This is a genomic window from Legionella rowbothamii, from assembly GCF_900639985.1.
GTDB classification, from domain to species: Bacteria; Pseudomonadota; Gammaproteobacteria; order Legionellales; family Legionellaceae; genus Legionella; species Legionella rowbothamii.
In genome coordinates this window covers 328,425-351,082 of sequence record NZ_CAAAIM010000002.1, presented here as the reverse complement: position 1 = coordinate 351,082, position 22,658 = coordinate 328,425, and the positions used below count along the sequence as shown (strand labels likewise).

Sequence of the window (22,658 nt, the reverse complement as noted above, 5' to 3'; positions counted from 1 at the left end):
TTTGGTGTTAAGCGTTTGTAAAAAATTAAATGAATGGTGATTTAACATAATCGATTACTGAATTAAACGTACCTTGTTTCATCGATTCAAAAGTAAACTCATCCACTAAGATAGCATCCCAACGTGCCGCTTCTACGGCCAACAATTGCTCCATCTCTTCTTGAGTAATTTCTTTCTTTTCGAGCTTTTTCTCTAGCTTAGCTTTTAAATGCCCAAACTTAGCCCGCTTCACATCACCTACTTTCTTAGATAATTCATCAGCATTGATGATTAATTGTAACGCATGTTCCATACGGTCCACTGGCTGTTTTGGATCTCCTGATAAATAAAGAAGAGACTTCAAGCGATTACGAAAATGGTTATTTCCGGTCATTAATGCGGCCAGATTTCTATCTAATTTATCACTGGGATAACGCATGGTTTGCCCCAAGGGAAATGCCACAAAACGCATGATGAAACCCAATAACCGAGATGGGAAGTTTCGACATAAAGCAAGGAGGGACTTTTGTGCGTGATAGTAGCAATAAGCTACTGCCCATTGCGCATGCAACTGCTCATCTTTATCATCTCCATTTAACTGCACACTACGTAAGGCAGCCATCGCCATATATAAGTAAGAAAGTCCATCAGCCAGACGCGCTGATAAACGCTCTTTACGTTTTAAGTCACCGCCTAAATAGATAAGTGATAAATCAGCCAGCCAAGCAAATGCGTAGCTTAAACGAGTTAAGCGTTGATATTCTCGTTTCATGGACGACTTAGGAACACTAATCAATAATCCACCAGTCCATGCAGTACACATCGCTTTGGCAAAATTTTGCATAAAATATTGAATGTGCTTCCAAATCACTTCTCTAAATGCCGCCTTATCTTCGTTAGCCACCGCATAAAATTCTTCGCGGATAAACGGATGGCATGCCATAGAACCTTGACCAAAGATCAGCAAGTTGCGCGACATAACATTCGCACCTTCAACGGTGATGGAGATAGGAATTCCTTGATAGAAACTCGTTAAATAGTTACGTGGACCAACCACAACAGCACGTCCGGCATGTACATCCATTGCATTGTTAATCGTGGCACGGGCTAATTCCGTATTGAAGTATTTTGTAATCGCAGAAGCTACGGAGGGCTTTTTATGCTCATTAACCGCAGCTACCGTAAGTAAACGGGTGGCGCTGGTTAAATAAGTTAAACCAGCAATTTCTGCAAGCTTTTCTTCAATCCCTTCAAACTGCGCAATTTCAACATTGAACTGACGACGAATCCGAGCGAATGCACCTGAAGTCAGATAGCAAATAGCAGAAGAACCTGCCCCCATTGCGGGCAGGGAAATAGAACGACCAATAGACAAACATTCAACCAACATTTGCCATCCGCCACCCACGCGTTTTTGCCCACCAATAACCGCAGTAATTGGTACAAAGATGTCTTTACCTCGAACAGTTCCATTCATAAAGGGTTGTTCTGCAGGCAAATGCCGATTACCCACTTCTAAATTTGGCGTATCCCGCGGAACGAGTACACAAGTAATTCCTTCAACGCCTTCACCTTGTAATAAGCCTTCAGGATCGCGAACATTAACGGCCAGACCAATCAAGGTTGCAATTGGTGCTAAAGTAATCCAACGCTTATCTATAGTAATGGATAAGCCAAGCACAGTTTTACCATCCACTTGTTTTTGCATCACGATCGCATCAGATTGAATGGAGGTAGCATCACTACCTGCACCTGGCTCAGTTAGTGCAAAGCAGGGAATATCGATACCTTTTGCCAATCGAGGCAAATAATGAGCCTTCTGCTCATCAGTCCCATAATAATTAATTAGCTCACCTGGGCCTAATGAATTAGGAACCATCACCGTTACCCCAGCAACTCCTGAACGGGTAGCAATTTTTTGTACCACATCCGAATGTGCTCGAGCCGAAAACCCTTTCCCCCCATATTCTTTAGGAATAACCAGGCCAAAAAAGCCATTTTCTTTAAGATAAGCCCAAACATTTTCTGGCAAGTCATGCTCTTGGCTAATTTGCCATTCATTAATCATACCGCATAAAATATGTGTTTCATTATCAAGAAATGCTTGCTCTTCCGCAGAAAGCTCGGTAGCTACTTTAGATAAGCGATCCCAATCAGGGGCTCCGCGAAAAATGTCTTCTTCAAGCCAAGTATCACCGGCATTTAAGGCTTCTTCTTCAGTCTTTGAAAGTTTGGGAACAGATTTACCTGCAGTTTTATAGAGAAAATCACCGAGCCATGCCCGCAAAGGCTCCATATAGACTACGAGCAAAGCAACAATAATAACAGCCCATAATACAAACCCAACAATCCACGGGAGACCGATGGCGAAAGTAGCGACCAATAAATAAAATACGCTGCCTAATTCCCAAACCAGCGGATTCATTGCTCGATAAAGAACGATAAGCGTAAAGACTAAATAAACTAAGAAAAATAGAATAGCCATAAAAATACCTTCCCTTGCTCTTTTTTATTATTGCAGGACGAGCATATAGTATATACTCTTTTTATAACAATAACATATGGCCTGCTGGAGTATGAATCAACGATTGATTTGGAATTTTGAATTTACCCCGCAAACGACAAGCTTGCCCTCAGAACTTCTTATTAAACGCGAGCCCGAAGAGGTAAAATGGGAAATCCGTTTCTTTTGGCCTAATGATGAAATCATTGTGCTGAATACCCTTGATAGCTCATTATTAGACATAACAAATTACCAACAAAAGCTTAGAGAGGATTATTATTACCTACTCGCGGACAGCAATTACAACATCAAGCGACGCCGTAATGAGTTATTATATAAACCGCTATTGAAGCAAACCCCTCAAGCGATGGCTTTTGGCTCCAAAGTAAATATCGGCGACCATAATGAGCCTGCTGATCCGCTGTTTAAAAAAATCGCTCAGCAAATCGCGCAACAAGGCGTAGAGGTCTACGTTAAAAAAGTGGCTTTTATCTACCAATTTGCGACTAAACCTAAAGTCAAACTCGAATTGGCCCGGCTGGAGGTTCACAATCAAACCTATCTAAGTGCATGTATTGAAGGAAAATCATTATTTTTAGTAGAGCACATCGCTGAACACTTGCTGGGGAAACATAATTCCTGCGAATATGTAACATTCCTAAAAAGTATATTGCACCTATGATCAAAACATTATTAGACATTATCTTCAGTTTCGGCAAAATTGGATTAATTTCTCTAGGTGGTGGTAATTCCATGCTTAAGCTCCTGGAGTATGAGGCCGTTAATTACCGCCAGTGGATTGGACAAGAAGAGTTCATCAATATGGTGGGTTCAAGCTTCGTTTTTCCAGGATTAACCGCGGTCAAACTATCGGCTCTCATTGGTTATAAGGCGGCTGGATTAACTGGTTTAGTACTCGCCGTTCTCTGTCTGAATTTACCTGGCTTAATTATGACCATTGTTGGTTATCAATGGCTAACAAGCCATGATAGCCCTGCAACGCGCAAAATGATGATTGGCGTTCAATATGGAGCGCTAGCTTTATTAGCAGCTGCTAGTTATTCCGTTGCTCAAGGTGTAGTGGGGATGTACTTTTCTATTCCTATTGCTCTGTGTTGTATTGTGTTTTTTTTAGCATTAACTTTTTGGAACTTATCACCTTTTTACGGTTTTTTAGGCTTTATCGCCGTTTGTTTTTTTCTGGTGCGTTGAGTAATAATTAAAAGATAAAAATTATTAAAATGGAGTTTCCTTTTGGATACAGTGTTGGATAATCCTGAGTATTATATTAACCGAGAATTTTCGGCCATTGCCTTTAACCAACGCGTCCTTGCTTTGGCAAATGATGAGCGAGTTCCCTTATTAGAACGAATGCGCTTTCTTAGTATTTGCAGCAGCAACCTGGATGAGTTTTTTGAAATACGGGTTGCTGGTCTTAAAGAAAAAATGGCCTTATCGACAGGGAAGCTCACTATTGATGGCTTGCGCCCTGATGAAGCCTTTAGTTACATCAGTCAAAAAACCCATGTATTAATCGATCAATTATACGCAACATTTAATAAACAATTGCTTCCGGCCTTACGTAAGGAAAACATTCATTTTCTTGAATTAGAAGAGTGGACTGATGATATTCATCTATGGGCCAAGCATTATTTTAAACATGAAATACAACCCGTTATGAGCCCCATCGCTTTGGACTTGGCTCATCCCCTACCACAGTTGATCAACAAAAGTTTGAATTTTATTATTTCATTAAGCGGTAAAGATGCATTTAATCGTAATATTAATTATGCAGTAGTACATGCACCGCGCTCCATTCCCCGCGTAATTCACCTTCCTTCAGAGCTCTGTGGCGGAGCTGATTATTTTGTTTATTTGTCATCAATTATAAATACCCACGTCAATAGCCTATTCCCGGGAATGGAGATCAGTGGCTGCTACTCATTTCGCCTCACGCGAAATAGTGATTTATTCTTACGCGAAGAAGAAATTGATGACTTAGCCAAGGCCGTGCAACGAGAAATTTTTTCTCGACATTACGGGAATGTGGTTCGTTTGGAAATTGAAAAAAATTGCCCCGAAAAGATCGTTGATTTCTTATTACAAAAATACCACTTACGTCATGAGGATACATTTTATTGTGATGGTCCAGTAAATATTCAACGCTATCTGACCGCGATTAATAATTTAGATAGACCTGATTTAAATTATCCTGCATATACCGCACAATACCCCCAGTTTCCCAAATCAGAGCGTAATTTATTTAATGTTATTGATGAACAGGACATTTTGTTGCATCACCCTTATCAAAGTTTTGAAGTAGTTATCGATTTTCTCAGGCAGGCGGCAGCAGATCCTCATGTATTGGCAATTAACCAAACACTTTATCGCACTCACTCCGAATCAGCCATGGTTGACGCATTAGTGGATGCTGCTCACTCAGGAAAAGAAGTAACTGCAGTTATTGAGCTTCGCGCTCGTTTTGATGAAGAATCCAACTTAAAATTGGCAAACCGCTTACATGCCGCAGGCGTATTGGTGCTCTATGGAGTGGTCGGTTATAAAACACATGCTAAGATGACTTTGGTAGTACGCCGAACTCATGGCAAATTAAAACGCTATGTACACTTAAGTACCGGTAACTACCATGAAAAAACCGCCCAGCGCTATACGGATTTAGGGCTTTTAACCTGCGAACCAACCATTACAGCCGATACACAAATTATTTTCCAACAGTTAACGGGATTAGGTAAGGTTGTTAAACTGAAGGCATTAAGCCATTCTCCATTTACCTTACAAAAAACATTGCTGCAATATATCGAACAGTGTGCTACTGCGGCGCAATCGGGAGTGGAAACAGAAATTTTACTTAAAGTAAATGGCTTAACCGATAAGACGATGATTCAACATCTATACAAAGCATCTCAAGCTGGTGTAAAAATTAATTTACTCGTCCGTGGTGTCTGTTGTTTAAAACCTGGTTTACCTGGTGTTTCCGAAAATATTCGTGTTCTTTCCTATATTGGGCGTTTTTTAGAGCATCATCGCATTTTTTACTTTCGTATTGATAATGAAGAACATTATTTTTGTGCCAGCGCAGATATGATGGAGCGGAACCTGTATCATCGAATTGAAATTATGTTCCCCATTCTTGATGAACACTGCAAGAAACGCATCAAGCAAGAAATTATTAAGAATTATCTCAAAGACAATAGCAATACGTGGGAAATGCTAAGCGATGGCAGTTATAAACCAATGACACAGGGAAGTACATCGGCCCAGGAAAAATTAATTACTCTTTATAAAGATGAGAGTAATGATATTTAAAAGTGAGTGCTCCCTCGGCTGGTCCACTGAAGGTAGACAGGGCTGAAAGGCTGCATTGGGAGCGGTATGACCTTGCTTTGCTGGGCTTTTCAGCCCAGCGCTTGCCTTGCGATATGATTTTTTAGTATTCTTAGCGGGGACAAGTTAAGTGAATTTCTTTACCTAAATGTAATTCGGTTCGTGTTGCAAAAGGAATAGGAAAATTTGTTAGCCCATGGCCAATGCCGTCCATCTGCACTACAGGAATAGTGCTTTCATCTGCAAAACGCTGTAATACTGGTTGAATTAGTGAGGTGCCGTTGGGTTCTTCACCACCGAGAAAATCAGCGAAAAGCACCGCGGCAGCGCTCTTGAAAATATTCGCTTGTCGCAGATGTTCTAACATTCGATCAACACGATAACCGCGTTCATTTATTTCTTCTAATAAAATAATTTTGCCGCGACCATCTAATTGCCAATTGGTCCCGATACTAGCTTGAATCAAGGTTAAATTACCCCCCGTTACGCTGGATTCAATGATACGATTTTCTTGGGCCAGGCTATTTAGTGGTCTTAATCCATAAAAATCAACTGATTCACGCTCTGCAAACAGTATTGATTTCAAGGCGGCAATAGATTCTGCTGAAAATTTATCTGGTGTTGCTCCACCATGAATCGTTGGCCACCCCCAATGCTGTTGTAAATATAAATGCAATGAAGTTATGTCACTCATCCCTACAAAAATTTTGGGTTTGGCAGGTGGTTGTAGACTTGCTAATCTAGGAACTAAACGCATCGCGCCATAACCACCACGCACGCAAATCAGCGCTTTAGCCTCCGAATCGAGCAATGCATTTTTTAAATGTTGGAAACGCAGTTCATCACTATTGGCGCAGAATAAATCCTCAGCAAAAATATCTTCCTTAACAAGGCAATTTAACTGCCAAGAACTAACAAGTTCTTTTAGTTCGGCTAATTGTCGATCAGTGCAACGGGAGGCTGGGGCGATCAACTCAACTAAATCGCCAGACTTGAGTACCGGTAATGTATTCATTTTTTATCTTTGCTAGAAAGTCGTCATACTATATTAAAAGGGTTTTGCTTAACTTACCAGGTTCCTCACAAACCAAACGCGGCAATAAATATCCTGGGACTAGTTGTTGCAATTGTTGGTATATTAATTGGGCTTTAGTAAAAGGCATATCAAAATGAGCAGCACCTTTTACTTTATCTAAGGTGTGTAAATAATAAGGAATCACCGCATAGTTAAATAAGGACTGGCTTAATGAGGCCAAAATCTGCGCATCATCATTAACTCCTGCCAACAACACCGACTGATTCAATAAATGACATCCTGATTGCCGCAAGTCGTGAAGTACCTGCCCTACCACCTCATCCTGTAATTCCTGAGGATGATTACAATGTAATACGATTACTTTTTTAAGCCGAGTCGTTGTAAGTAAACTTAAAAAGTCTGCATCAATACGTTCTGGAAATACAACAGGAATACGCGTATGAAAACGCAGAGTGTGCACATGAGGAATTTGCTCTAACTGTTGCAAAAGATCAGCGATAACGGCATCAGCAGCTAAAAGTGGATCGCCCCCACTTAAAATTACTTCGGTAATGCTTGGATCCATCGCAATGTACTTACAAATTTCTTTAAAGCCTTGACGTCCGGGATTATTTTCCTGATACGGAAAGTGGCGTCGAAAACAAAACCGGCAATTAACTGCGCATACTCCCGTTAGTGTGAGGAGAACTCGCCCATGATATTTATGAATTAAGCCTTTTAAGGGATTACTAACTCGCTCTTGCAAAGGGTCAACACCATAGCCTTCGGGGGAGCTCATTTCTTGGGTTGTTGCTAAAACTTGCAACAGTAATGGATCTTGAGGATTCCCCTTTTGCATCCGCTGTGCAAATCCCAAAGGAATGCGACTGGCAAATTGCTCTTCGGCGAATAAGCTTCCAGTAGATAAGGGTAATTCCAGGTAGGCTAATAAATCGGCTACAGAGGAAAAACCTTGTGCTAATTTTTTTTGCCAACTTAAAGAGGTCTCTCGCATTAATTACACAGACTTGATAAACTGTGCGAACTTTAACTAAAACCAGAAAAAATCTCAATACTGTGGAGTCCTAATGGCAATTTATAGTACCAATGAATTTAAAAATGGCCTAAAAGTAATGGTCGATGATGCTCCATGCACCATCCTTGATTGTGAATTTGTAAAACCAGGAAAAGGCCAAGCCTTTACGCGTATTAAAATTCGTAATCTGAAAACAGGTAGAGTAGTAGAGCGTACCTTCAAATCAAACGAGACCTTACCTTCTGCTGATGTTGTTGATATGGAAATGCAATACCTTTATGCAGATGGCGAGCACTGGCATTTCATGGTTCCAGATAACTTTGAACAATATGCACTAACCAAAGAAACGCTAGCTGACGCCGCACTGTGGCTAAAAGAACAAGATATTTGCATCGTTACCCTATGGAACAATGAGCCTATTCAGGTACTGCCGCCTACATTCGTTATTCTTGCAATCACCGAAACCGATCCTGGACTAAAAGGTGATACTTCTGGTGGCGGTGGAAAACCAGCCATTTTGGAAACAGGCGCCGTAGTACGTGTACCTTTATTCGTACAAACAGGCGAATTAATTAAGGTAGATACGCGTAAGGGCGAATACGTTTCTCGCGCGAAAGAGTAAACCTTACGCGAATTACATCGATATATCGATATCGCACATCTATGTACCCGCGGTCAAGCCGCGGGGGCTCGAGAGCTTTAAGTCGTAGCCATTCCTGGTCGCTTACTCAGTATGATGTACTAGCTTAAGTAAAGATATCTAGACTCTAATAAACATTATAAGAGTCATACATACCCCAGTACCCCACATCACCTAAGTCATCATAACCATAGTAATAAGCATCATTCCAATATGGTCCACCATAATAACCCACCGTATAAACAGTACGCGTAGGGTATGCACGAGTATAGTAAACCGTTTCTGTAGTAACACAACTGGTTACTAAGAGCATTGGTGCTACGATAACTAAAGCAAGGATTAATTTTTTCATGGTTCCATCCTATTTTCTATGATTCTAAAACTAATTAATACTAGTAACGATGATGGCGGTGGTGATAATGCCATCGATCCCAATGCCTGTGATGTCTGTGGTCCCAATGCCTATGATGTCCATAACGATATCCATGGTTATGATGCCAATAAGCGTAATTAGTACCCACTTTAGCTACGTTATTGTACTTAACCGCAGTCATAGTGTCTGAGCGCGATTCTGGATTATGAATAAAGGAACTAGACCCGGCAAACCCTGGAACAATAAACAGGAGTAATGAACTAATTACAGAAGAGAAAATAAACTTTTTCATGATAACCTCCGAGTTAATTAGCACTCCCTCTTTATGTATTATTATTATACAACTAGATTACATGTTTAGCAAAACAAGGTTACTTTTATTCTGGAGTATGAACACAGATAGGGAGGAAAAAAACGTAATTACAAAAGCTTTTCATGGAATAATATAATATAGGTAACGACTTACCGAATCCTGAGCCGCTACTGAATGCACTTTGGAGGTTTATGCTGAGCTTAAGGCGTCCTACTATGGCTCATGTAGGCTGGCACACCACCCATCAAACTATCCTCCCTATCTGAAAATATTTAATGGTTCAGTTAGGTTCAGTCATCACCCATATGTTTAATAATAGACCAATAACGGGATTGTTGTAAATTATTTGACCAGATATTGATGAGCACTACCCGTATTAGGCTGCATTAATACGGGATACGTTGGAGTTTATTCTGGATGTCTATATAGGTGATTCGCTGATGCTTGTACCGTTGGCATGATAATCATTTGTTCTATATCAACATGTTGTGGTCGTGTAATACAATAGAGGATTGCATCAGCAATATCTTCAGCTACCAAAGGATGGAAGCTACTATAAAATTCTTTGGCCCTTTGCTTATCATTCCAGCGTACTTCACTAAATTCAGTTTCCACTGCTCCTGGAGCGATTTCCGTAACCCGAATTGGACTTCCTAATAAATCCAGGCGCATTGATTTTGAAATAGCGTGTACGGCATGTTTGGTTGCAGCATAAACATTACCATTAGGATAACATTCATGACCTGCAATGGAGCCTATATTGACTATATGCCCTCTGCCACGAGCCATCATCACGGGAATAATGGCACGACTGACATAAAGTAATCCTTTAATATTCGTATCAATCATCGTATCCCAATGCTCTTCGATTCCTTGTTGTAATGGCAAAGTATCTAGCGCTAAGCCGGCATTATTGATCAATACATCAATTGCTTTCCATTTGCTGGGTAAAGAGGATAGTTGTTGGGTTACTTGTGCATGAGCACTTACGTCTAAAGTTAAGACATAATGTTCTTTACCTGATTCTTGTGTTAATTGCTGTGCTAATGCATCTAAACGCTCTGTGCGACGAGCAGCCAATATCAATTGAGCCCCTTGCCCTGCACAATAATGGGCACAGGCTTGACCAATGCCACTCGATGCCCCGGTGATTAAAATAATTTTATTCTCTAATAAATTCATTGTTTATGATCCTCAACAGCATGTTTTGAAATTTCTATGAGCTTTTTATTGCAGTTCTTAGTGGGTAGAACTTAATGTAGTCATCAAATGCATGACCTCCTCATCGGAGGTCTGGCTAAAATCATCATACCATAACCCAACAGTATACAAATTAGCTGGCTGTAATGGGCAAATGATTTTATTAACCAGGCTTGCCATCTCCGCACAAGTAGACCTCGCTGCAACAGGAACTGCCACAATAAGTTCCGCTGGATTTTTTTGTTTTACTGCAACAATCGCTGCGCGCATGGTATAACCCGTAGCAATCCCATCATCAACGAGAATTACGTTTTTTCCTGTAAGTTGCAGAGGAGATTTATTCCCTAGATAAACCTTATCACGACGTTCTAATTCCTGTTCTTCTTTCTGTAATACTTCATTAATTGCTGTGCTGTTGATGTGCAGTCCATGAACCAGCTCCTCATTAAAAAAGATAACACCTCCGGATGCAATAGCGCCCAAGGCATATTCCTCATGTTCAGGAACACCTAATTTACGCACAATAAAAATATCCATGGGTAAGGAAAGTTTGATTGCAATTTCATAGGCAACGGGTACCCCTCCTCGAGGTAATGCCAAAATAAGGCTGTTCTCTTTTAATGCATAATCATCCCACAACAAATCAGCGAGAACCTGTCCAGCTTGCTGTCTATTCGCATAGTTCACCATCTGGCTCCTTGAAATGAGTCCTTAATTTAAAGTTTAGTATATGCCTACATTGAAATAATCAATGAGGCTGCATGCCTCATCCCGAAGGCCATAATGAATATCTTCAGGATGAAATTGGCGAACACTGCCCCATGCTATGCTATATTTGATCAATGGATTGCAAGCAAGGAAGGGAGCAAACTATGAACATCACGGAAAAGATCATTCATGCCCATCTGCTGAATGGGAAAATGGAGGCAGGTAAAGAAATTGCTTTAAAAATAGATCAAACCTTGTGCCAAGATGCAACGGGCACTCTGGTTATGCTTGAATTAGAAGCTATAGGCCTAGAGCGCACTAAAGCAGAAGTTTCCGTACAATATGTGGATCACAATTTGATTCAAGAAGATAATAAAAATCCTGATGATCATCTTTTCCTTGAAAGTGCTGCCAGACGTTATGGTCTTTACTTTAGCCGGCCCGGAAATGGAATCAGCCATGCGGTACACATGCAAAACTTCGGCCTGCCTGGGAAAACCTTAACCGGCTCTGACAGTCATACCTGTGCAGCAGGTTCCATGGCTATGTTAGCCATCGGTTCAGGAGGTCTGGAAGTCGCTATGGCCATTGCAGGCTACCCTCTTTACATCAAAATGCCGAAGGTCCTTGGCGTTAAATTAACAGGTAAACTACCGGACTGGGTCAGTGCCAAAGACGTAATTCTGGAGATGCTACGCCGCTATGATGTTAAAGGTGGCGTTGGTTATGTTATTGAGTACTATGGTGAAGGGGTCAAACATCTTAGCGCCATGGACAGACATGTGATTGCCAATATGGGGGCCGAACTGGGGGCAACATCAACCTTGTTTCCATCCGATGCAATAACTAAAGAATTTTTAAAAAGCCAAGGACGCGAACGGGATTGGACTGAGTTAAAAGCGGATGAGGATGCCACTTATGATAAAGACGATGAAATAGATTTATCGTCTCTAGTCCCCCTCATTGCCAAACCAACCAGCCCAGGCAATGTAGTCCCAGTTTCAGAAATTGCTGGCGAAGAAATTTATCAATCCTACATTGGCTCCTCAGCCAATCCCGGCTATCGCGACTTTGCCATTGCCGCACAAATAGTTAAAGGAAAAACATTAAAACCAAATATTTCCCTAGATATTAATCCCAGTTCTCGCACTATTTTAGAAGAATTAGTGCAAGAAGGGCTTTTAGGAAGCTTAATTCATGCGGGTGCCCGTATTCACCAGGCGGGATGTAATGGCTGTATTGGTATGGGGCAAGCCCCTGCTACCGATAAAAACAGTTTACGTACCGTTCCTCGTAATTTTCCAGGCCGTTCTGGAACCATGGAGGATAAGGTCTTTCTCTGTAGTCCCGAGACGGCCGCCGCTTCAGCATTAATGGGCGTCATTACCGACCCAAGTACCTTAGACATGCCTTATCCTAAAGTATACTTACCCCATAAAACCGTGGTAAACCGTGCCTGTATTGAAGAACCATTACCCTTATCAGAGGCCCAAAAGACTAAATTGCTCAAAGGACCCAATATTGTGTCCTTACCCGAATTGGCTCCCTTGCCAAACTCATTAAAAATCCCGGTGTTGTTGATTGTGGGAGATAATATTTCTACCGATGAAATTTCACCGGCAGGCGCCAAAGTACTGCCTTATCGCAGTAACATTCCTAAAATTAGCGAATTTACTTACCGTCATGTCGATTCCGACTATGTAGAGCGAACTAAAAAGCACAAGAAAGGGCATGTGATTATTGGTGGTGAAAACTATGGCCAGGGTTCCAGTAGAGAGCATGCGGCTTTAGCGCCGCGTTATTTAGGCTTACATGCCGTGATTGCAAAGAGCTTTGCACGGATTCATTGGCAAAATTTAATTAATTTTGGCATTTTGCCTTTAGTATTTAAAAATCCTAAGGATTATGACGCAATTAAATTAGATGATGAGGTAGAAATTAATGGTCTTCCTGACCTTCTGGATAAAAAGCAATTCACCATAAAAATTAATGGGAAAGAGATCGAAGTACAGCAAAGTATTTCTGCTCGGCAAAAGGAGATATTGGAATTAGGCGGCTTGATTAATTGGGTGAAACTGGATTTGAAAAAACCATAGCTCGCGTGAAGTCCGTGCAGGCTACTCCCCAAAACCACCATTAATGATGGTGGGCAGCGCGTCCCTGATTCTACAACAGCAACCCGCTCTTATTAATCAAATGGCAATTTAGGCCCTAAAGGAACTATTTGCGTTGGGTTGATAGTTTTATGGCTGTAATAGTAGTGCTGCTTAATTTGTAAAAAATTAACCGTTTCACGTACACCTGGATGATGATACAAACGTTCCAGATACGATTGAATGGCTGTGTAATCACTAATGCGTTGTTTATTGGTTTTAAAATGACTGTAATATACGGCATCAAAACGGATCAGAGTGGTAAAAAAGCGCCAGTCGGCTTCGGTTAATTGATTACCAATCAAATAGGGGTGTTTCGCTAAATGCAGTTCAAGTTCATCGAGCAAGCTAAATAATTCATGATAGGCAAGCTCATAAGCCTCTTGAGTAGTCGCAAACCCACATTTATAAACCCCATTATTAATTCCATTATAAATGCGGTCATTCAACGTATCAATTTCTCCACGTAGCGACATGGGGTAAAAATCCTGGGTGTCTCCAGTAAGCGGGTTAAAGACCTCGTTAAATTGGCGAATAATTTCTGCTGATTCATTATTTATAATCGTTTGCTCTTTTTTATCCCATAATACTGGAACCGTAACCCGTCCAGTGTAATCAGGATGGGCTTTAAGATAAATCTCATATAAATAACGCAATCCATAAAGCTTGTCTCCTGTAGCATCCATTCCGGTTTTAAACTCCCATCCATTTTCCAGCATGTGAGGATGGACGATAGAAACCTCAATATACTCATCGAGTTTTTTGAGTTTTCTGAAAATTAAGGTGCGATGAGCCCAAGGACAAGCTAAAGACACATACAAATGATAACGTCCCTTTTCGGCAGGAAAACGGGCATTGGACTCAGGACTAATTGCTGAACGAAACTGGGTAGGCTCACGTTTAAATGCACCTTTAGTTTTATCGGTATCATACCAAACATCTTGCCATTTCCCCTCAACCAAAAGTCCCATGATTCATTCCTTATACAGTCCGTAGAATAATATTTAGTTATTATAGTTTGATTTCATTGACTTAGTTAGTCTGCTATTGCTCATTTGCCAAGACTGCTGCTAATATCATTATTTCCGCAGATATTATTCACTAAAATACGACAACAATTTCACTTTCTGTTGCAAAAGCATAGTGCAAACACACCTAACTAAGGATAGATAGATGAATAAGACTTCTTTCAAAAAATTAATGTTAATAGCTCTGATTTTTGCCACCACCACCAAAGCTTGGGCACAAGAACTAGCTGAAATATCAATTGATGCAATTAGCATTAACAATGGCACTATTTCCAGCCGCCCATGTCCCCACAAGATACAAGGTAATTGCCCTGCCGGCGTCCCCAGTTCATGTATGATGGTCTTCACCCCATTAGCATTTGCCGGAACCTTAACGATTACCAATAACTCAAGCAAGACCGCCTTAAATGTCACAACAAATCAGGCATTTATTAGCTCTTATGACATTTTCCAATCCCCAGACACCGGCCTTGCCAGCATTGCGCCACATTCTTCGGGTACCTTAACCTTTTATGCAAGTGGTTTACCGATAAATCCACCAATAGAAGTCGAAGTTAAAGGCAGTAATACGTCATCAGCATGCTTTAGTATTCAAGTACTCTCTTAATTGTTATATCACCTAGCCTCCAGTTCTCTATGAACTGGAGACTGGCTCTTTAAATTAAATGCAGAATGAATTCTTCCTGAGGCCATACAACTACCGATTGTAGCGGTACGCCGCTCTGAACTATGAATACAACCAGGCTCTTTAACGGTATAGTGCATGTCCACGGGATTACCAATAATGGCCCGGATAACTCGCGGCCCCACTCCCGGCATCCCTGCATGCATCACTTTGCGGTTATCGATCAACATAATATCGCCTTTGTTCCATAAACATGAAGAATAATTAGTTCTCATCGATTCGGCGAGCTCTTTAACTTCCTGCGTATTAAAACAACTCCCTACCTTTATTTCATCAAAAGGGGGTAAGTTGGTTTTTCTTTTGGCCATAAACTCCACCGCTTTATTTTTCACAATCTGATAGGAATTCCTAGGCGACTTGGCTAATGCAATTGCCCCCATAGCAACAGATTCTATTGCATTAAAAACAGGACGAGGTAATTTCCAAAAAAATCGGTGCCAAAGCCAGGCTTTGCCTTGATAATCACTCATAAAACACTTTCGCAATTCATCGTTAAGGGTTGGCAGTTCAAACAGATTAATTTGCATGGCTTTTTCTTTGGTGAGTGGATGTTCAAACACACTGGGTTTATACATTAAGACAAAACGCTCTTCTCCTTCACCAACCACAGGAAGTTCGAAATAAGCACAAATTTCCTCTACTTTGTCTGTCGTAATATGATAGCGTTCGGCAACCTCCGAGACTAACCATTTAGAAACAAAATAGGCATGATCTTCCAATTTATTTTTTAATTCATCAGACAACTGACGGTAAATTTTTTCTGTATTGATGATACCGGTTTCCCCACCTAAAGCAGAAGGCTCCATGCAAAAAAAACCAATATAGCTAGGAACATCTGCAGAGTAATAATTTTCTGTGTGGAAACCACCAAGATATAAGGTTCCTCCAGTTTTATAAACTGAATTCGTATGCAAAACATATTTGAGTTCGCCCACATGCGTGCGACCATTTTCTGACATAAAGGCTTCGCTTATCCCATGAAAATCAGGAATACTCATCATTGCTTTTTCAAATTGTTGTTCTGAGTTAATATCAAAACCGCGAAAGAGCACTGCCCCATACTTTGCGATGTCAGTCACTAATTGATTCGCATTAGCAGCCAAGAATTGATGTAAAAACACAGCACTTTTTATGCTCTGCGCTTCAATCACTAGTGGCATTTCCTTCTCATCTGATAAAATAAAACGCTCATCATCTCGAAGAAATCGAGTACATACACCTGGATATTCATACATTCCCGCCCCCTATCCTTATACTTATAAAAAAATATAGCACAAAAATAGAAGCTAACTTTTTGAAAAATAGCAGCTAAAACCTTATGGGGCGTATCCCTAAAAAAAATACGTTCTAACGAATAAGGAAAATCGAGGGTTGATTTATCAAAAAATTTAGAGGATCCTTATCTCCCAACTTCCGTCAATATGGTTTGGAGAAAACAATGACTCAAGCTATTCCTAATGGATTTCACACCATTACACCTTCTTTTATGTTTAAAAGCAGCAAAGCAGCCATTGAGTTTTATCAAAAGGCCTTTAATGCAGAAACAATAAGCTTTATGCCCAGTCTTGATGGCAAACGTACGATGCACGCTCAACTTAAGATTGGCAACTCTATGATCATGATGGGCGATGAAATGCCTGGCAATGAACAGTGCGCTAGAAGCGCGGAAACACTTGGCCACTCCCCCATTAGTATGTATGTTTATGTGGATGATGTAGATAGTGCATTTCAACAAGCAGTCGAGGCTGGTGCTCAGGTAACTATGCCTATAGCAGATATGTTTTGGGGCGATCGCGTAGGTCAAGTTAAAGATCCCTTTGGATACAGTTGGATGATAGCGACCCATTCTGTGGATCTAAACAATGACCAAATTAAGCAACGTGCTGAAGAGTTTTTCGCCGCTTGGCAAAATAAGAAATAGAGTAACAATGAACTACACTGATTATGGCTATAGAATAAATCAAATTACCGCAGGTTCAGGGCCTAACTGGCTTTTTTTGCCAGGTGGTCCTGGCTTAGGCTCAGAATATTTGACCGAATTTTGTAACAAGTTACAACTGCCTGGAGCTATTTTTGTTCTAGACTTCCCTCAAGATGGAACCAATACTGCCCATGGTGAGCTGGACCTAGAAAGTTGGAAGGCGGGACTTAGAGACCTTCTTCATTCGTTTACTAATCCCATACTGGTTACTCATAGTTTTTCAGGGATGCTCGTCATGATGATGCCTGAGCTAGAAGAACTACTATCAGGTTTAGTGCTCATGAATACCACTACTGAAAATACATTTTTCCCACAAATTAGTGCAATGCAAGAAAAGCACAACCTACCTGATCTTGTGCCTGCAGCGGGCCAGTATCATTTAGCTCCATCAAATGAAACATATAAAGAGTTCTGGCATAGCTACAAACATTATTGCTTTACTGCAGAAGAGCTCCCTGAAGGCGAAAAAATGATCCCTCTTTTTGCATTCAATAATGCAGCCTATTACTATGCAGTGGAACATTTTTATACGAATTATGCATGCAAGTGGAGTCCTAAAAGTATTCCCACCATGACTATTGCTAGTGAACAAGATTATATTTGTCCCCCACAAATTTTTCTTAATGATGAGCGATTTCAAAGCCCCAACATTATAAACAAGCTTATCCCCAATGCGGGCCATTGCCCCTGGGTTATTTATTTTGAGCAGGTTCAGCAATGTTTTAATGATTTTGTTACCATCCTTGAACCATTAAGTGCATAGAAAACAAAACCTGATAAGCCCATGACATAGATTATAGAGAACCGATTTACCGTGGCTTGACCACGGTATCCAAATTTTATCTTGTATCTCACTTCGTACTTGTGGATACCGCGACCAAGCGGCGGTAATTCGGGCGTATTATTTTCTTAATACATAGGATTGATAAACAGGCTCCCAGATACTGGCGGCAAGCTCTTGTTCAAATTCAGCATCATTAATACGGGCTAACCCCTCGGCAATAGCTTGCATACCTACTGCTTTTGCTACAGCATAGCTAATAGAGCGCAATTCTGATAAGGGAGGCAAGAGATTTGCCGTCTTATCCTTCCTTGCTGGAGAACACTCTGCAAGTGCCAATGCTGCCGCCTTAATCATGCCATCAGAAACATGTTTTGCCTGTGACGATATAATTCCCAAAGCTAAACCAGGAAAAACATAGGAATTATTCGTCTGGTCAATATGATACTCCTTACCCTTGAACGTAACAGGTGCAAAAGGACTTCCGGTACCAATTAACGCTCGACCATCCGTCCAATGCAACAAATCCTCTGGAGTTGCTTCACAATGCGACGTAGGATTGGACAGTGGGAAAATAACTGGACGCTCCGTATTTTGCGCCATGGTTCTCACAATTTCTTCAGTAAATGCTCCATACTGCGTAGAAACGCCAATCAAGGCGGTTGGCTTCACATTGCGAATCACATCCAGCAATCCGATTTCATCGCGATTAGAGAGCTGCCATCCAGCAATTTCCGAGCGTTTACGTACAAAGTACTCTTGAGAAGGACTCTGACCTTTACCTCCTTCTACCAACAGGCCATAACGATCAACTGCGTAAATACGCTCACTTGCCTCTTGTTCCGTTAAGCCTGCATCAACCATTGCCGCACGAATCAATTGCGCAATACCCTGCCCAGTTCCACCAAAACCGAAGAAGACAACACGTTGCTCATGTAGGGGTATGCCTGTGACATTAATCGCCGCCAATAATGTGCCTGTTGTCATTGCTGCAGTACCTTGAATGTCGTCATTGAAAGTACACAGCTGATTACGATAGTGGGCTAAAAATTTCGCCGCATTTGCACCCGCAAAATCCTCCCATTGCAGCAAAATATGTGGCCAACGACGTTTTACTGCAGAAACAAAGGTATCAACAAATTCGTCATACTCTGCACCCCGAATCCGCTTGCTTCGCCAACCGATATACAAGGGATCATTAAGTCGCTCTTCATTATCAGTTCCTACATCAAGTAAAATAGGTAAACAATACTTTGGATGAATGCCAGCTAAAGCGGTGTACAAGGCCATCTTGCCAATAGGAATGCCCATCCCGCCGGCTCCTTGATCGCCAAGCCCTAGAATGCGCTCCCCATCACTAACTACAATGCACTTAATGGAATCATAACGTGGATGTTCAAAAATTTGGTCAATCTTATCTCTATTGGGGTAACTAATAAAAAGCCCACGGGGTTTACGGTATACCTCACTAAACTTTTGACAGCCCTCCCCAACCGTCGGGGTATAAACAATAGGAAGCATTTCCTCGATATGATGAGCCATTAAAGAATAGAATAAAGTTTCATTTGTATCTTGAAGATCACGTAGAAAACTGTACTTTTCCAATGGGGTAGACAACTCGGAAAGTACAGCATAACGGCGATGCTCTTGAGCCCCCAAAGAACCAATATGGGGAGGCAACAAGCCATTTAGAGAAAATAAATCTCGTTCTTCCTGGGTAAAAGCAGTACCTTTGTTTAACAGCGAATTATTTAATAAATCATATGCGGTTAATGTTGTTTCAATGCAGTCTCCCTTTGGGGATTGTCGTTCTTGATCTGGAGTGCTCATGTATAAAGTCCTTTTATAGGTAATCTTTTAACAAAAAATTATTACTCATTCCTGAATAAGCATAGATCAAATTTTATCCTCTTCCACACTATGGATTTGCTCAAAACATTATGGATGACTTTTGAGCACAGCAATCTCTGCTGCTGTTTTGCACAGCTACTAATATATCTTGTACAACAATGGCAGAAACAAACTGATTTAAAATTGAACAATCCAAAACCCCTTCTATACTTAAAGTTAAGTGAATCACTAAATTAAAGGTGGTTACCTTTAGGGGAATTGCATGACTGATGAAAAAACCGAGAATAATAATAATTTAGGGCAACGAACAGATAAAAAGCCATCAGGAAAAGCTCATAGTAGTTTACGCTCGGCACGTGGTCATTCCTATACCTTAATGGGGACCTTACTGGAGGATGAATACAAGCATTTTGCTCAGCAAGAAAGCATAAAAAAAGAAGGAGAGGCCATCAATAAAATTGTCTTAGGGAAGGGGGCTTTCAGCACAGTACGCCTGGCTCGAGATGAAACCACAGGTTTATTCCTGGGAGTAAAAAAAATAAAACCATCGAAAGCAAAAGCAAAACTAACCCCGGCAGATTTGGATAAATTGGAGATAGAACAAGAAATACATGACGCTATTCAACAACACCATATTAAAGGAACGTTGAGTGCCATTGATATGATTCGCACTGTAAGCAGTAAAAATGAAGAAACTATATACCAAATTTTTCCTCTGGCTAGCCGAGGAGATGGCAGTAACTTCATTGAAAAAATTGCATTTAATTCTGGGGACAAAAATAAAGAACTGGTGCCCCATCTCCTCTTAATACTGGCCAAAACCTTCGCAGATCTACATGAACACCATATCTATCACCGTGATTTAAAACCTGAAAACATACTCATAACCTCTCAATTTGAAGTGACTGTAGCTGATTTTGGCTCTGCGGTAATCTTCGGTGCTCAGGGTAAAGTCCAAGCCTATCCAAATGGCGATATAATGCATAATCCCCCTGAGTTTATAAAACGTTCTCCTAAGGATCCTAGCTATACTCCGATTCCTGTTAGTTATACCGAAGAAGATCGTATTAAGCTCATCGATTCATGGAAACTTGGTTTTGCTGTGGCACCATTTATTCATCCAGATATTTATGAGGCAACAAAAAAATTACTCCTCTTGCCCCTGATGGATTCAATTCCCTATGCAACACGATTACAGGAATATGAAAGCTTTCATGCCGAATTAAGTGATAAACTGGATGAGCTTGGATATTCTGATGAAGTTACAGAGGCCTTATTAGGTTTGTTAAATCTGGATTATACCAAACGTCTAACCCCTACCGAAGTAGTAACACTGCTGTGTTCCCAAAACCTTTCGCAAGACCGAGAAGCCATTGTAAGTAATTCACTTAAACAATTAAGTCAATTATTGGCAGAAGCCTTTACCTATGCGGAGATGGCCAATAATAAACCGAAGGTTTCGTCCTCATCTTTATTTAGCTCCTCAACCACTTCGGACGAACCCATTACAAATACAACCAGGCTGGATGGATATGAGAACGATGAGTGGGCCGATTTAGGGGCAGGACCTAACAAACCGAATCCGAGTGGGTCATAACTATAGAGTGATGTGAATAAATACGTTGAGAAATTTCCTCTTTACATTGTCGGGGGCAACCAAAGATCAGACCAAGGTCCTGCTTCAGGGACAAACGGCAGGACATAGAAAAGAGTAAGATAAGCGGTATTTCACCCAAGCTAAGATTTCATAAAATGGTCATAAATGGCTCTGCTTGCTAAAGCAATTGCACGACTTCTAGGGTAATCACTTGCAGATTGAGATTTCACATACACCGCGATTGCGATATGCCCTTTATTGTGAGGTAATGTGATAATCCCCACATCACTCACAAAACGAAATAGTTTCTTAGACCCTGAATAATTTAAATATTTAGGCTCGTAAATAGACCATGTGCCTGTTTTATGTGCCACTTTAACCCCCGGGGGTAGCAAGCCTTTTATACGACTCCTCCCGGTTCGACATTGTTCCATAATTTTCATAAGCAATTGAGTACTGGTCTCTGATAATGCTTGGTTTTTATAAACTTTGACCAAGAGCTTAGCCATATCATTTGGAGTTGTGGTATCACGAGGGTCGTTTTGAAAACGCTGCCAAGCCTTCTGTTTGTCTTTAAGGGAAACACGATCAAATGCTCGTTCCCAAGTTAACACAGGTGGACGTTTTTTTAATAAAGCATGGTCGACATGATTGGTATCTACGAACATTTCCAGGATGGAACGATTAACATGGATGTCTTTAAAGCCCAGGGCCGCCATCCGTTTTTTTACGGCCTCAGGCCCCTTAGCTGCTTTTAAAAGTGAATCACTTGCACTGTTATCGCTGTTGATTAGCGTGTATTTAAGTATTTGTTGTAACGAGATATTAATTTGTTTCTTTTCAAACATATGATGTAAATATCCTGAGCCTGGAACCGAGTTTTTTGAGCTCAGCTTAATAATACGACTTAATGATTCCTTTTTTTCATCCACGAGATGCAAAAAAGCTACAGCGATGGGTAATTTAATCGTACTTGCCATAAAAAAACGTTGATTACTATTATGCGTAATCATTCGATTTTTTTCGATATGAATGGCCGTAATCCCCATTACTATATGAGATTTCTTCTCAATTTCCCTAATTTTTTTAGCCAGCGCCGCTTCTGCATTTACCGCCCAGCAATTTGCTGAAAATAACAGCGCACAAAGTCCATATAAGCTATTCTTTAGCTTTAAAATCTCAAATAATTTGATTTTCATACATTAGTTAGTCCATTGGCCATTATTTAATTATTTTTACTCTCTATTCATGCATATTTAAGGATTTTACACAAGAGCCTGTTTCTATTTCTGCGCTTTTAACAGCTGCAATATACTCTTGTATTTTTATTGCAAATTGCGGAGAATAACGCGCCTTTTTGGCTAATGTTTTATACATGTATTAAGAACCATTTAGGCTTTAAGTTACTTGATTACAGGGTATTTTGGCAATTCATTTTCTTAGCCCTGCTATTCTTGCCAATAGTTTTAA

General features: G+C 40.7%; 21 protein-coding genes. 10 read left to right on the top strand and 11 right to left on the bottom strand.

The features are described 5' to 3' along the window. Positions 1–25: 25 nt before the first annotated feature. Positions 26–2,464, bottom strand: coding sequence for an acyl-CoA dehydrogenase (locus E1P08_RS06750; RefSeq protein ID WP_133136259.1), 2,439 nt, complete (start codon positions 2,462–2,464; stop codon positions 26–28). Between the two features lie 91 nt (positions 2,465–2,555). Between E1P08_RS06750 and E1P08_RS06745 the strand changes: the two genes are divergently transcribed. The 3 genes from E1P08_RS06745 to ppk1 are packed head-to-tail and all read left to right on the top strand — an operon-like array spanning position 2,556 to position 5,809. Continuing rightward, positions 2,556–3,164 (top strand): hypothetical protein, encoded by a 609-nt coding sequence (locus E1P08_RS06745; protein ID WP_133136258.1) that lies wholly within the window; start codon positions 2,556–2,558, stop codon positions 3,162–3,164. Beyond that, positions 3,161–3,694, top strand: a complete 534-nt coding sequence (locus E1P08_RS06740) for a chromate transporter (protein ID WP_133136257.1) — start codon at positions 3,161–3,163, stop codon at positions 3,692–3,694. The genes E1P08_RS06745 and E1P08_RS06740 overlap by 4 nt, the downstream gene beginning before the upstream one ends. Positions 3,695–3,736: 42 nt before the next feature. Then, positions 3,737–5,809, top strand: coding sequence for a polyphosphate kinase 1 (ppk1, locus tag E1P08_RS06735; protein ID WP_133136256.1), 2,073 nt, complete (start codon positions 3,737–3,739; stop codon positions 5,807–5,809). Positions 5,810–5,939: 130 nt separating this feature from the next. On the opposite strand, the gene E1P08_RS06730 is transcribed toward ppk1, so the two are convergent. Further along, positions 5,940–6,842, bottom strand: a complete 903-nt coding sequence (locus E1P08_RS06730) for a S66 peptidase family protein (RefSeq protein ID WP_133136255.1) — start codon at positions 6,840–6,842, stop codon at positions 5,940–5,942. A 28-nt stretch (positions 6,843–6,870) separates the two neighbouring features. Further along, a complete protein-coding gene (gene epmB, locus E1P08_RS06725; RefSeq protein ID WP_133136254.1) occupies positions 6,871–7,857 on the bottom strand; it encodes an EF-P beta-lysylation protein EpmB in 987 nt (328 codons plus the stop codon). 73 nt (positions 7,858–7,930) lie between these two features. Between epmB and efp the strand changes: the two genes are divergently transcribed. After that, complete coding sequence (efp, locus tag E1P08_RS06720; RefSeq protein WP_133136253.1) at positions 7,931–8,500, top strand: elongation factor P; 570 nt, start codon at positions 7,931–7,933, stop codon at positions 8,498–8,500. A 145-nt stretch (positions 8,501–8,645) separates the two neighbouring features. On the opposite strand, the gene E1P08_RS06715 is transcribed toward efp, so the two are convergent. Then, entirely contained in the window at positions 8,646–8,870 is a 225-nt protein-coding gene (locus tag E1P08_RS06715; protein ID WP_133136252.1) for a hypothetical protein, read from the bottom strand. 18 nt (positions 8,871–8,888) lie between these two features. Between E1P08_RS06715 and E1P08_RS17145 the strand changes: the two genes are divergently transcribed. Beyond that, positions 8,889–9,032, top strand: coding sequence for a hypothetical protein (locus tag E1P08_RS17145; protein ID WP_165485111.1), 144 nt, complete (start codon positions 8,889–8,891; stop codon positions 9,030–9,032). A gap of 580 nt (positions 9,033–9,612) precedes the next feature. Here E1P08_RS17145 and E1P08_RS06710 read toward each other — a convergent pair. Together E1P08_RS06710 and E1P08_RS06705 are read right to left on the bottom strand one after the other, a co-directional pair. Further along, the gene (locus tag E1P08_RS06710; RefSeq protein ID WP_133136251.1) at positions 9,613–10,386 is read right to left on the bottom strand and encodes an SDR family NAD(P)-dependent oxidoreductase; all 774 of its coding nucleotides are present in this window, start codon (positions 10,384–10,386) and stop codon (positions 9,613–9,615) included. 57 nt (positions 10,387–10,443) lie between these two features. Beyond that, positions 10,444–11,094 (bottom strand): phosphoribosyltransferase, encoded by a 651-nt coding sequence (locus tag E1P08_RS06705; protein WP_207387340.1) that lies wholly within the window; start codon positions 11,092–11,094, stop codon positions 10,444–10,446. Between the two features lie 182 nt (positions 11,095–11,276). Between E1P08_RS06705 and E1P08_RS06700 the strand changes: the two genes are divergently transcribed. Next, positions 11,277–13,208, top strand: a complete 1,932-nt coding sequence (locus tag E1P08_RS06700; RefSeq protein ID WP_133136250.1) for an aconitate hydratase — start codon at positions 11,277–11,279, stop codon at positions 13,206–13,208. Between the two features lie 92 nt (positions 13,209–13,300). On the opposite strand, the gene E1P08_RS06695 is transcribed toward E1P08_RS06700, so the two are convergent. Continuing rightward, entirely contained in the window at positions 13,301–14,236 is a 936-nt protein-coding gene (locus E1P08_RS06695) for a glutathione S-transferase family protein (RefSeq protein WP_133136249.1), read from the bottom strand. A 202-nt stretch (positions 14,237–14,438) separates the two neighbouring features. Here E1P08_RS06695 and E1P08_RS06690 point away from each other — a divergent pair, with 202 nt between their 5' ends. Continuing rightward, entirely contained in the window at positions 14,439–14,900 is a 462-nt protein-coding gene (locus tag E1P08_RS06690) for a hypothetical protein (protein ID WP_133136248.1), read from the top strand. 8 nt (positions 14,901–14,908) lie between these two features. On the opposite strand, the gene E1P08_RS06685 is transcribed toward E1P08_RS06690, so the two are convergent. Beyond that, entirely contained in the window at positions 14,909–16,213 is a 1,305-nt protein-coding gene (locus tag E1P08_RS06685) for a TauD/TfdA family dioxygenase (protein WP_133136247.1), read from the bottom strand. A 203-nt stretch (positions 16,214–16,416) separates the two neighbouring features. Between E1P08_RS06685 and E1P08_RS06680 the strand changes: the two genes are divergently transcribed. Further along, positions 16,417–16,899 carry a VOC family protein gene (locus E1P08_RS06680; protein ID WP_133136246.1) on the top strand — a complete coding sequence of 161 codons (483 nt, stop codon included), beginning with the start codon at positions 16,417–16,419 and terminating at the stop codon, positions 16,897–16,899. Positions 16,900–16,906: 7 nt separating this feature from the next. Further along, positions 16,907–17,722 (top strand): alpha/beta fold hydrolase, encoded by an 816-nt coding sequence (locus E1P08_RS06675; RefSeq protein ID WP_133136245.1) that lies wholly within the window; start codon positions 16,907–16,909, stop codon positions 17,720–17,722. A gap of 138 nt (positions 17,723–17,860) precedes the next feature. Here E1P08_RS06675 and E1P08_RS06670 read toward each other — a convergent pair whose 3' ends face one another. After that, positions 17,861–19,570 carry an NAD-dependent malic enzyme gene (locus tag E1P08_RS06670; RefSeq protein ID WP_133136244.1) on the bottom strand — a complete coding sequence of 570 codons (1,710 nt, stop codon included), beginning with the start codon at positions 19,568–19,570 and terminating at the stop codon, positions 17,861–17,863. Positions 19,571–19,853: 283 nt separating this feature from the next. Here E1P08_RS06670 and E1P08_RS06665 point away from each other — a divergent pair, with 283 nt between their 5' ends. Further along, positions 19,854–21,188 (top strand): protein kinase family protein, encoded by a 1,335-nt coding sequence (locus E1P08_RS06665; protein ID WP_133136243.1) that lies wholly within the window; start codon positions 19,854–19,856, stop codon positions 21,186–21,188. A 140-nt stretch (positions 21,189–21,328) separates the two neighbouring features. Here E1P08_RS06665 and bla read toward each other — a convergent pair whose 3' ends face one another. Further along, complete coding sequence (bla, locus tag E1P08_RS06660; protein ID WP_133136242.1) at positions 21,329–22,387, bottom strand: class A beta-lactamase; 1,059 nt, start codon at positions 22,385–22,387, stop codon at positions 21,329–21,331. Between the two features lie 43 nt (positions 22,388–22,430). Next, positions 22,431–22,565, bottom strand: a complete 135-nt coding sequence (locus tag E1P08_RS17630; RefSeq protein ID WP_278042432.1) for a hypothetical protein — start codon at positions 22,563–22,565, stop codon at positions 22,431–22,433. Between the last annotated feature and the right edge of the window lie 93 nt (positions 22,566–22,658).

What these genes read in the sequence shown, in the direction of transcription:
- E1P08_RS06750 (WP_133136259.1), bottom strand. Translation starts at nt 2,464, where the DNA reads ATGGCTATTCTATTTTTCTTAGTTTATTTAGTCTTTACGCTTATCGTT.
- E1P08_RS06745 (WP_133136258.1), top strand. Translation starts at nt 2,556, where the DNA reads ATGAATCAACGATTGATTTGGAATTTTGAATTTACCCCGCAAACGACA.
- E1P08_RS06740 (WP_133136257.1), top strand. Translation starts at nt 3,161, where the DNA reads ATGATCAAAACATTATTAGACATTATCTTCAGTTTCGGCAAAATTGGA.
- E1P08_RS06730 (WP_133136255.1), bottom strand. Translation starts at nt 6,842, where the DNA reads ATGAATACATTACCGGTACTCAAGTCTGGCGATTTAGTTGAGTTGATC.
- epmB (WP_133136254.1), bottom strand. Translation starts at nt 7,857, where the DNA reads ATGCGAGAGACCTCTTTAAGTTGGCAAAAAAAATTAGCACAAGGTTTT.
- efp (WP_133136253.1), top strand. Translation starts at nt 7,931, where the DNA reads ATGGCAATTTATAGTACCAATGAATTTAAAAATGGCCTAAAAGTAATG.
- E1P08_RS06715 (WP_133136252.1), bottom strand. Translation starts at nt 8,870, where the DNA reads ATGAAAAAATTAATCCTTGCTTTAGTTATCGTAGCACCAATGCTCTTA.
- E1P08_RS17145 (WP_165485111.1), top strand. Translation starts at nt 8,889, where the DNA reads ATGATTCTAAAACTAATTAATACTAGTAACGATGATGGCGGTGGTGAT.
- E1P08_RS06710 (WP_133136251.1), bottom strand. Translation starts at nt 10,386, where the DNA reads ATGAATTTATTAGAGAATAAAATTATTTTAATCACCGGGGCATCGAGT.
- E1P08_RS06705 (WP_207387340.1), bottom strand. Translation starts at nt 11,094, where the DNA reads ATGGTGAACTATGCGAATAGACAGCAAGCTGGACAGGTTCTCGCTGAT.
- E1P08_RS06700 (WP_133136250.1), top strand. Translation starts at nt 11,277, where the DNA reads ATGAACATCACGGAAAAGATCATTCATGCCCATCTGCTGAATGGGAAA.
- E1P08_RS06695 (WP_133136249.1), bottom strand. Translation starts at nt 14,236, where the DNA reads ATGGGACTTTTGGTTGAGGGGAAATGGCAAGATGTTTGGTATGATACC.
- E1P08_RS06690 (WP_133136248.1), top strand. Translation starts at nt 14,439, where the DNA reads ATGAATAAGACTTCTTTCAAAAAATTAATGTTAATAGCTCTGATTTTT.
- E1P08_RS06685 (WP_133136247.1), bottom strand. Translation starts at nt 16,213, where the DNA reads ATGTATGAATATCCAGGTGTATGTACTCGATTTCTTCGAGATGATGAG.
- E1P08_RS06680 (WP_133136246.1), top strand. Translation starts at nt 16,417, where the DNA reads ATGACTCAAGCTATTCCTAATGGATTTCACACCATTACACCTTCTTTT.
- E1P08_RS06675 (WP_133136245.1), top strand. Translation starts at nt 16,907, where the DNA reads ATGAACTACACTGATTATGGCTATAGAATAAATCAAATTACCGCAGGT.
- E1P08_RS06670 (WP_133136244.1), bottom strand. Translation starts at nt 19,570, where the DNA reads ATGAGCACTCCAGATCAAGAACGACAATCCCCAAAGGGAGACTGCATT.
- E1P08_RS06665 (WP_133136243.1), top strand. Translation starts at nt 19,854, where the DNA reads ATGACTGATGAAAAAACCGAGAATAATAATAATTTAGGGCAACGAACA.
- bla (WP_133136242.1), bottom strand. Translation starts at nt 22,387, where the DNA reads ATGAAAATCAAATTATTTGAGATTTTAAAGCTAAAGAATAGCTTATAT.
- E1P08_RS17630 (WP_278042432.1), bottom strand. Translation starts at nt 22,565, where the DNA reads ATGTATAAAACATTAGCCAAAAAGGCGCGTTATTCTCCGCAATTTGCA.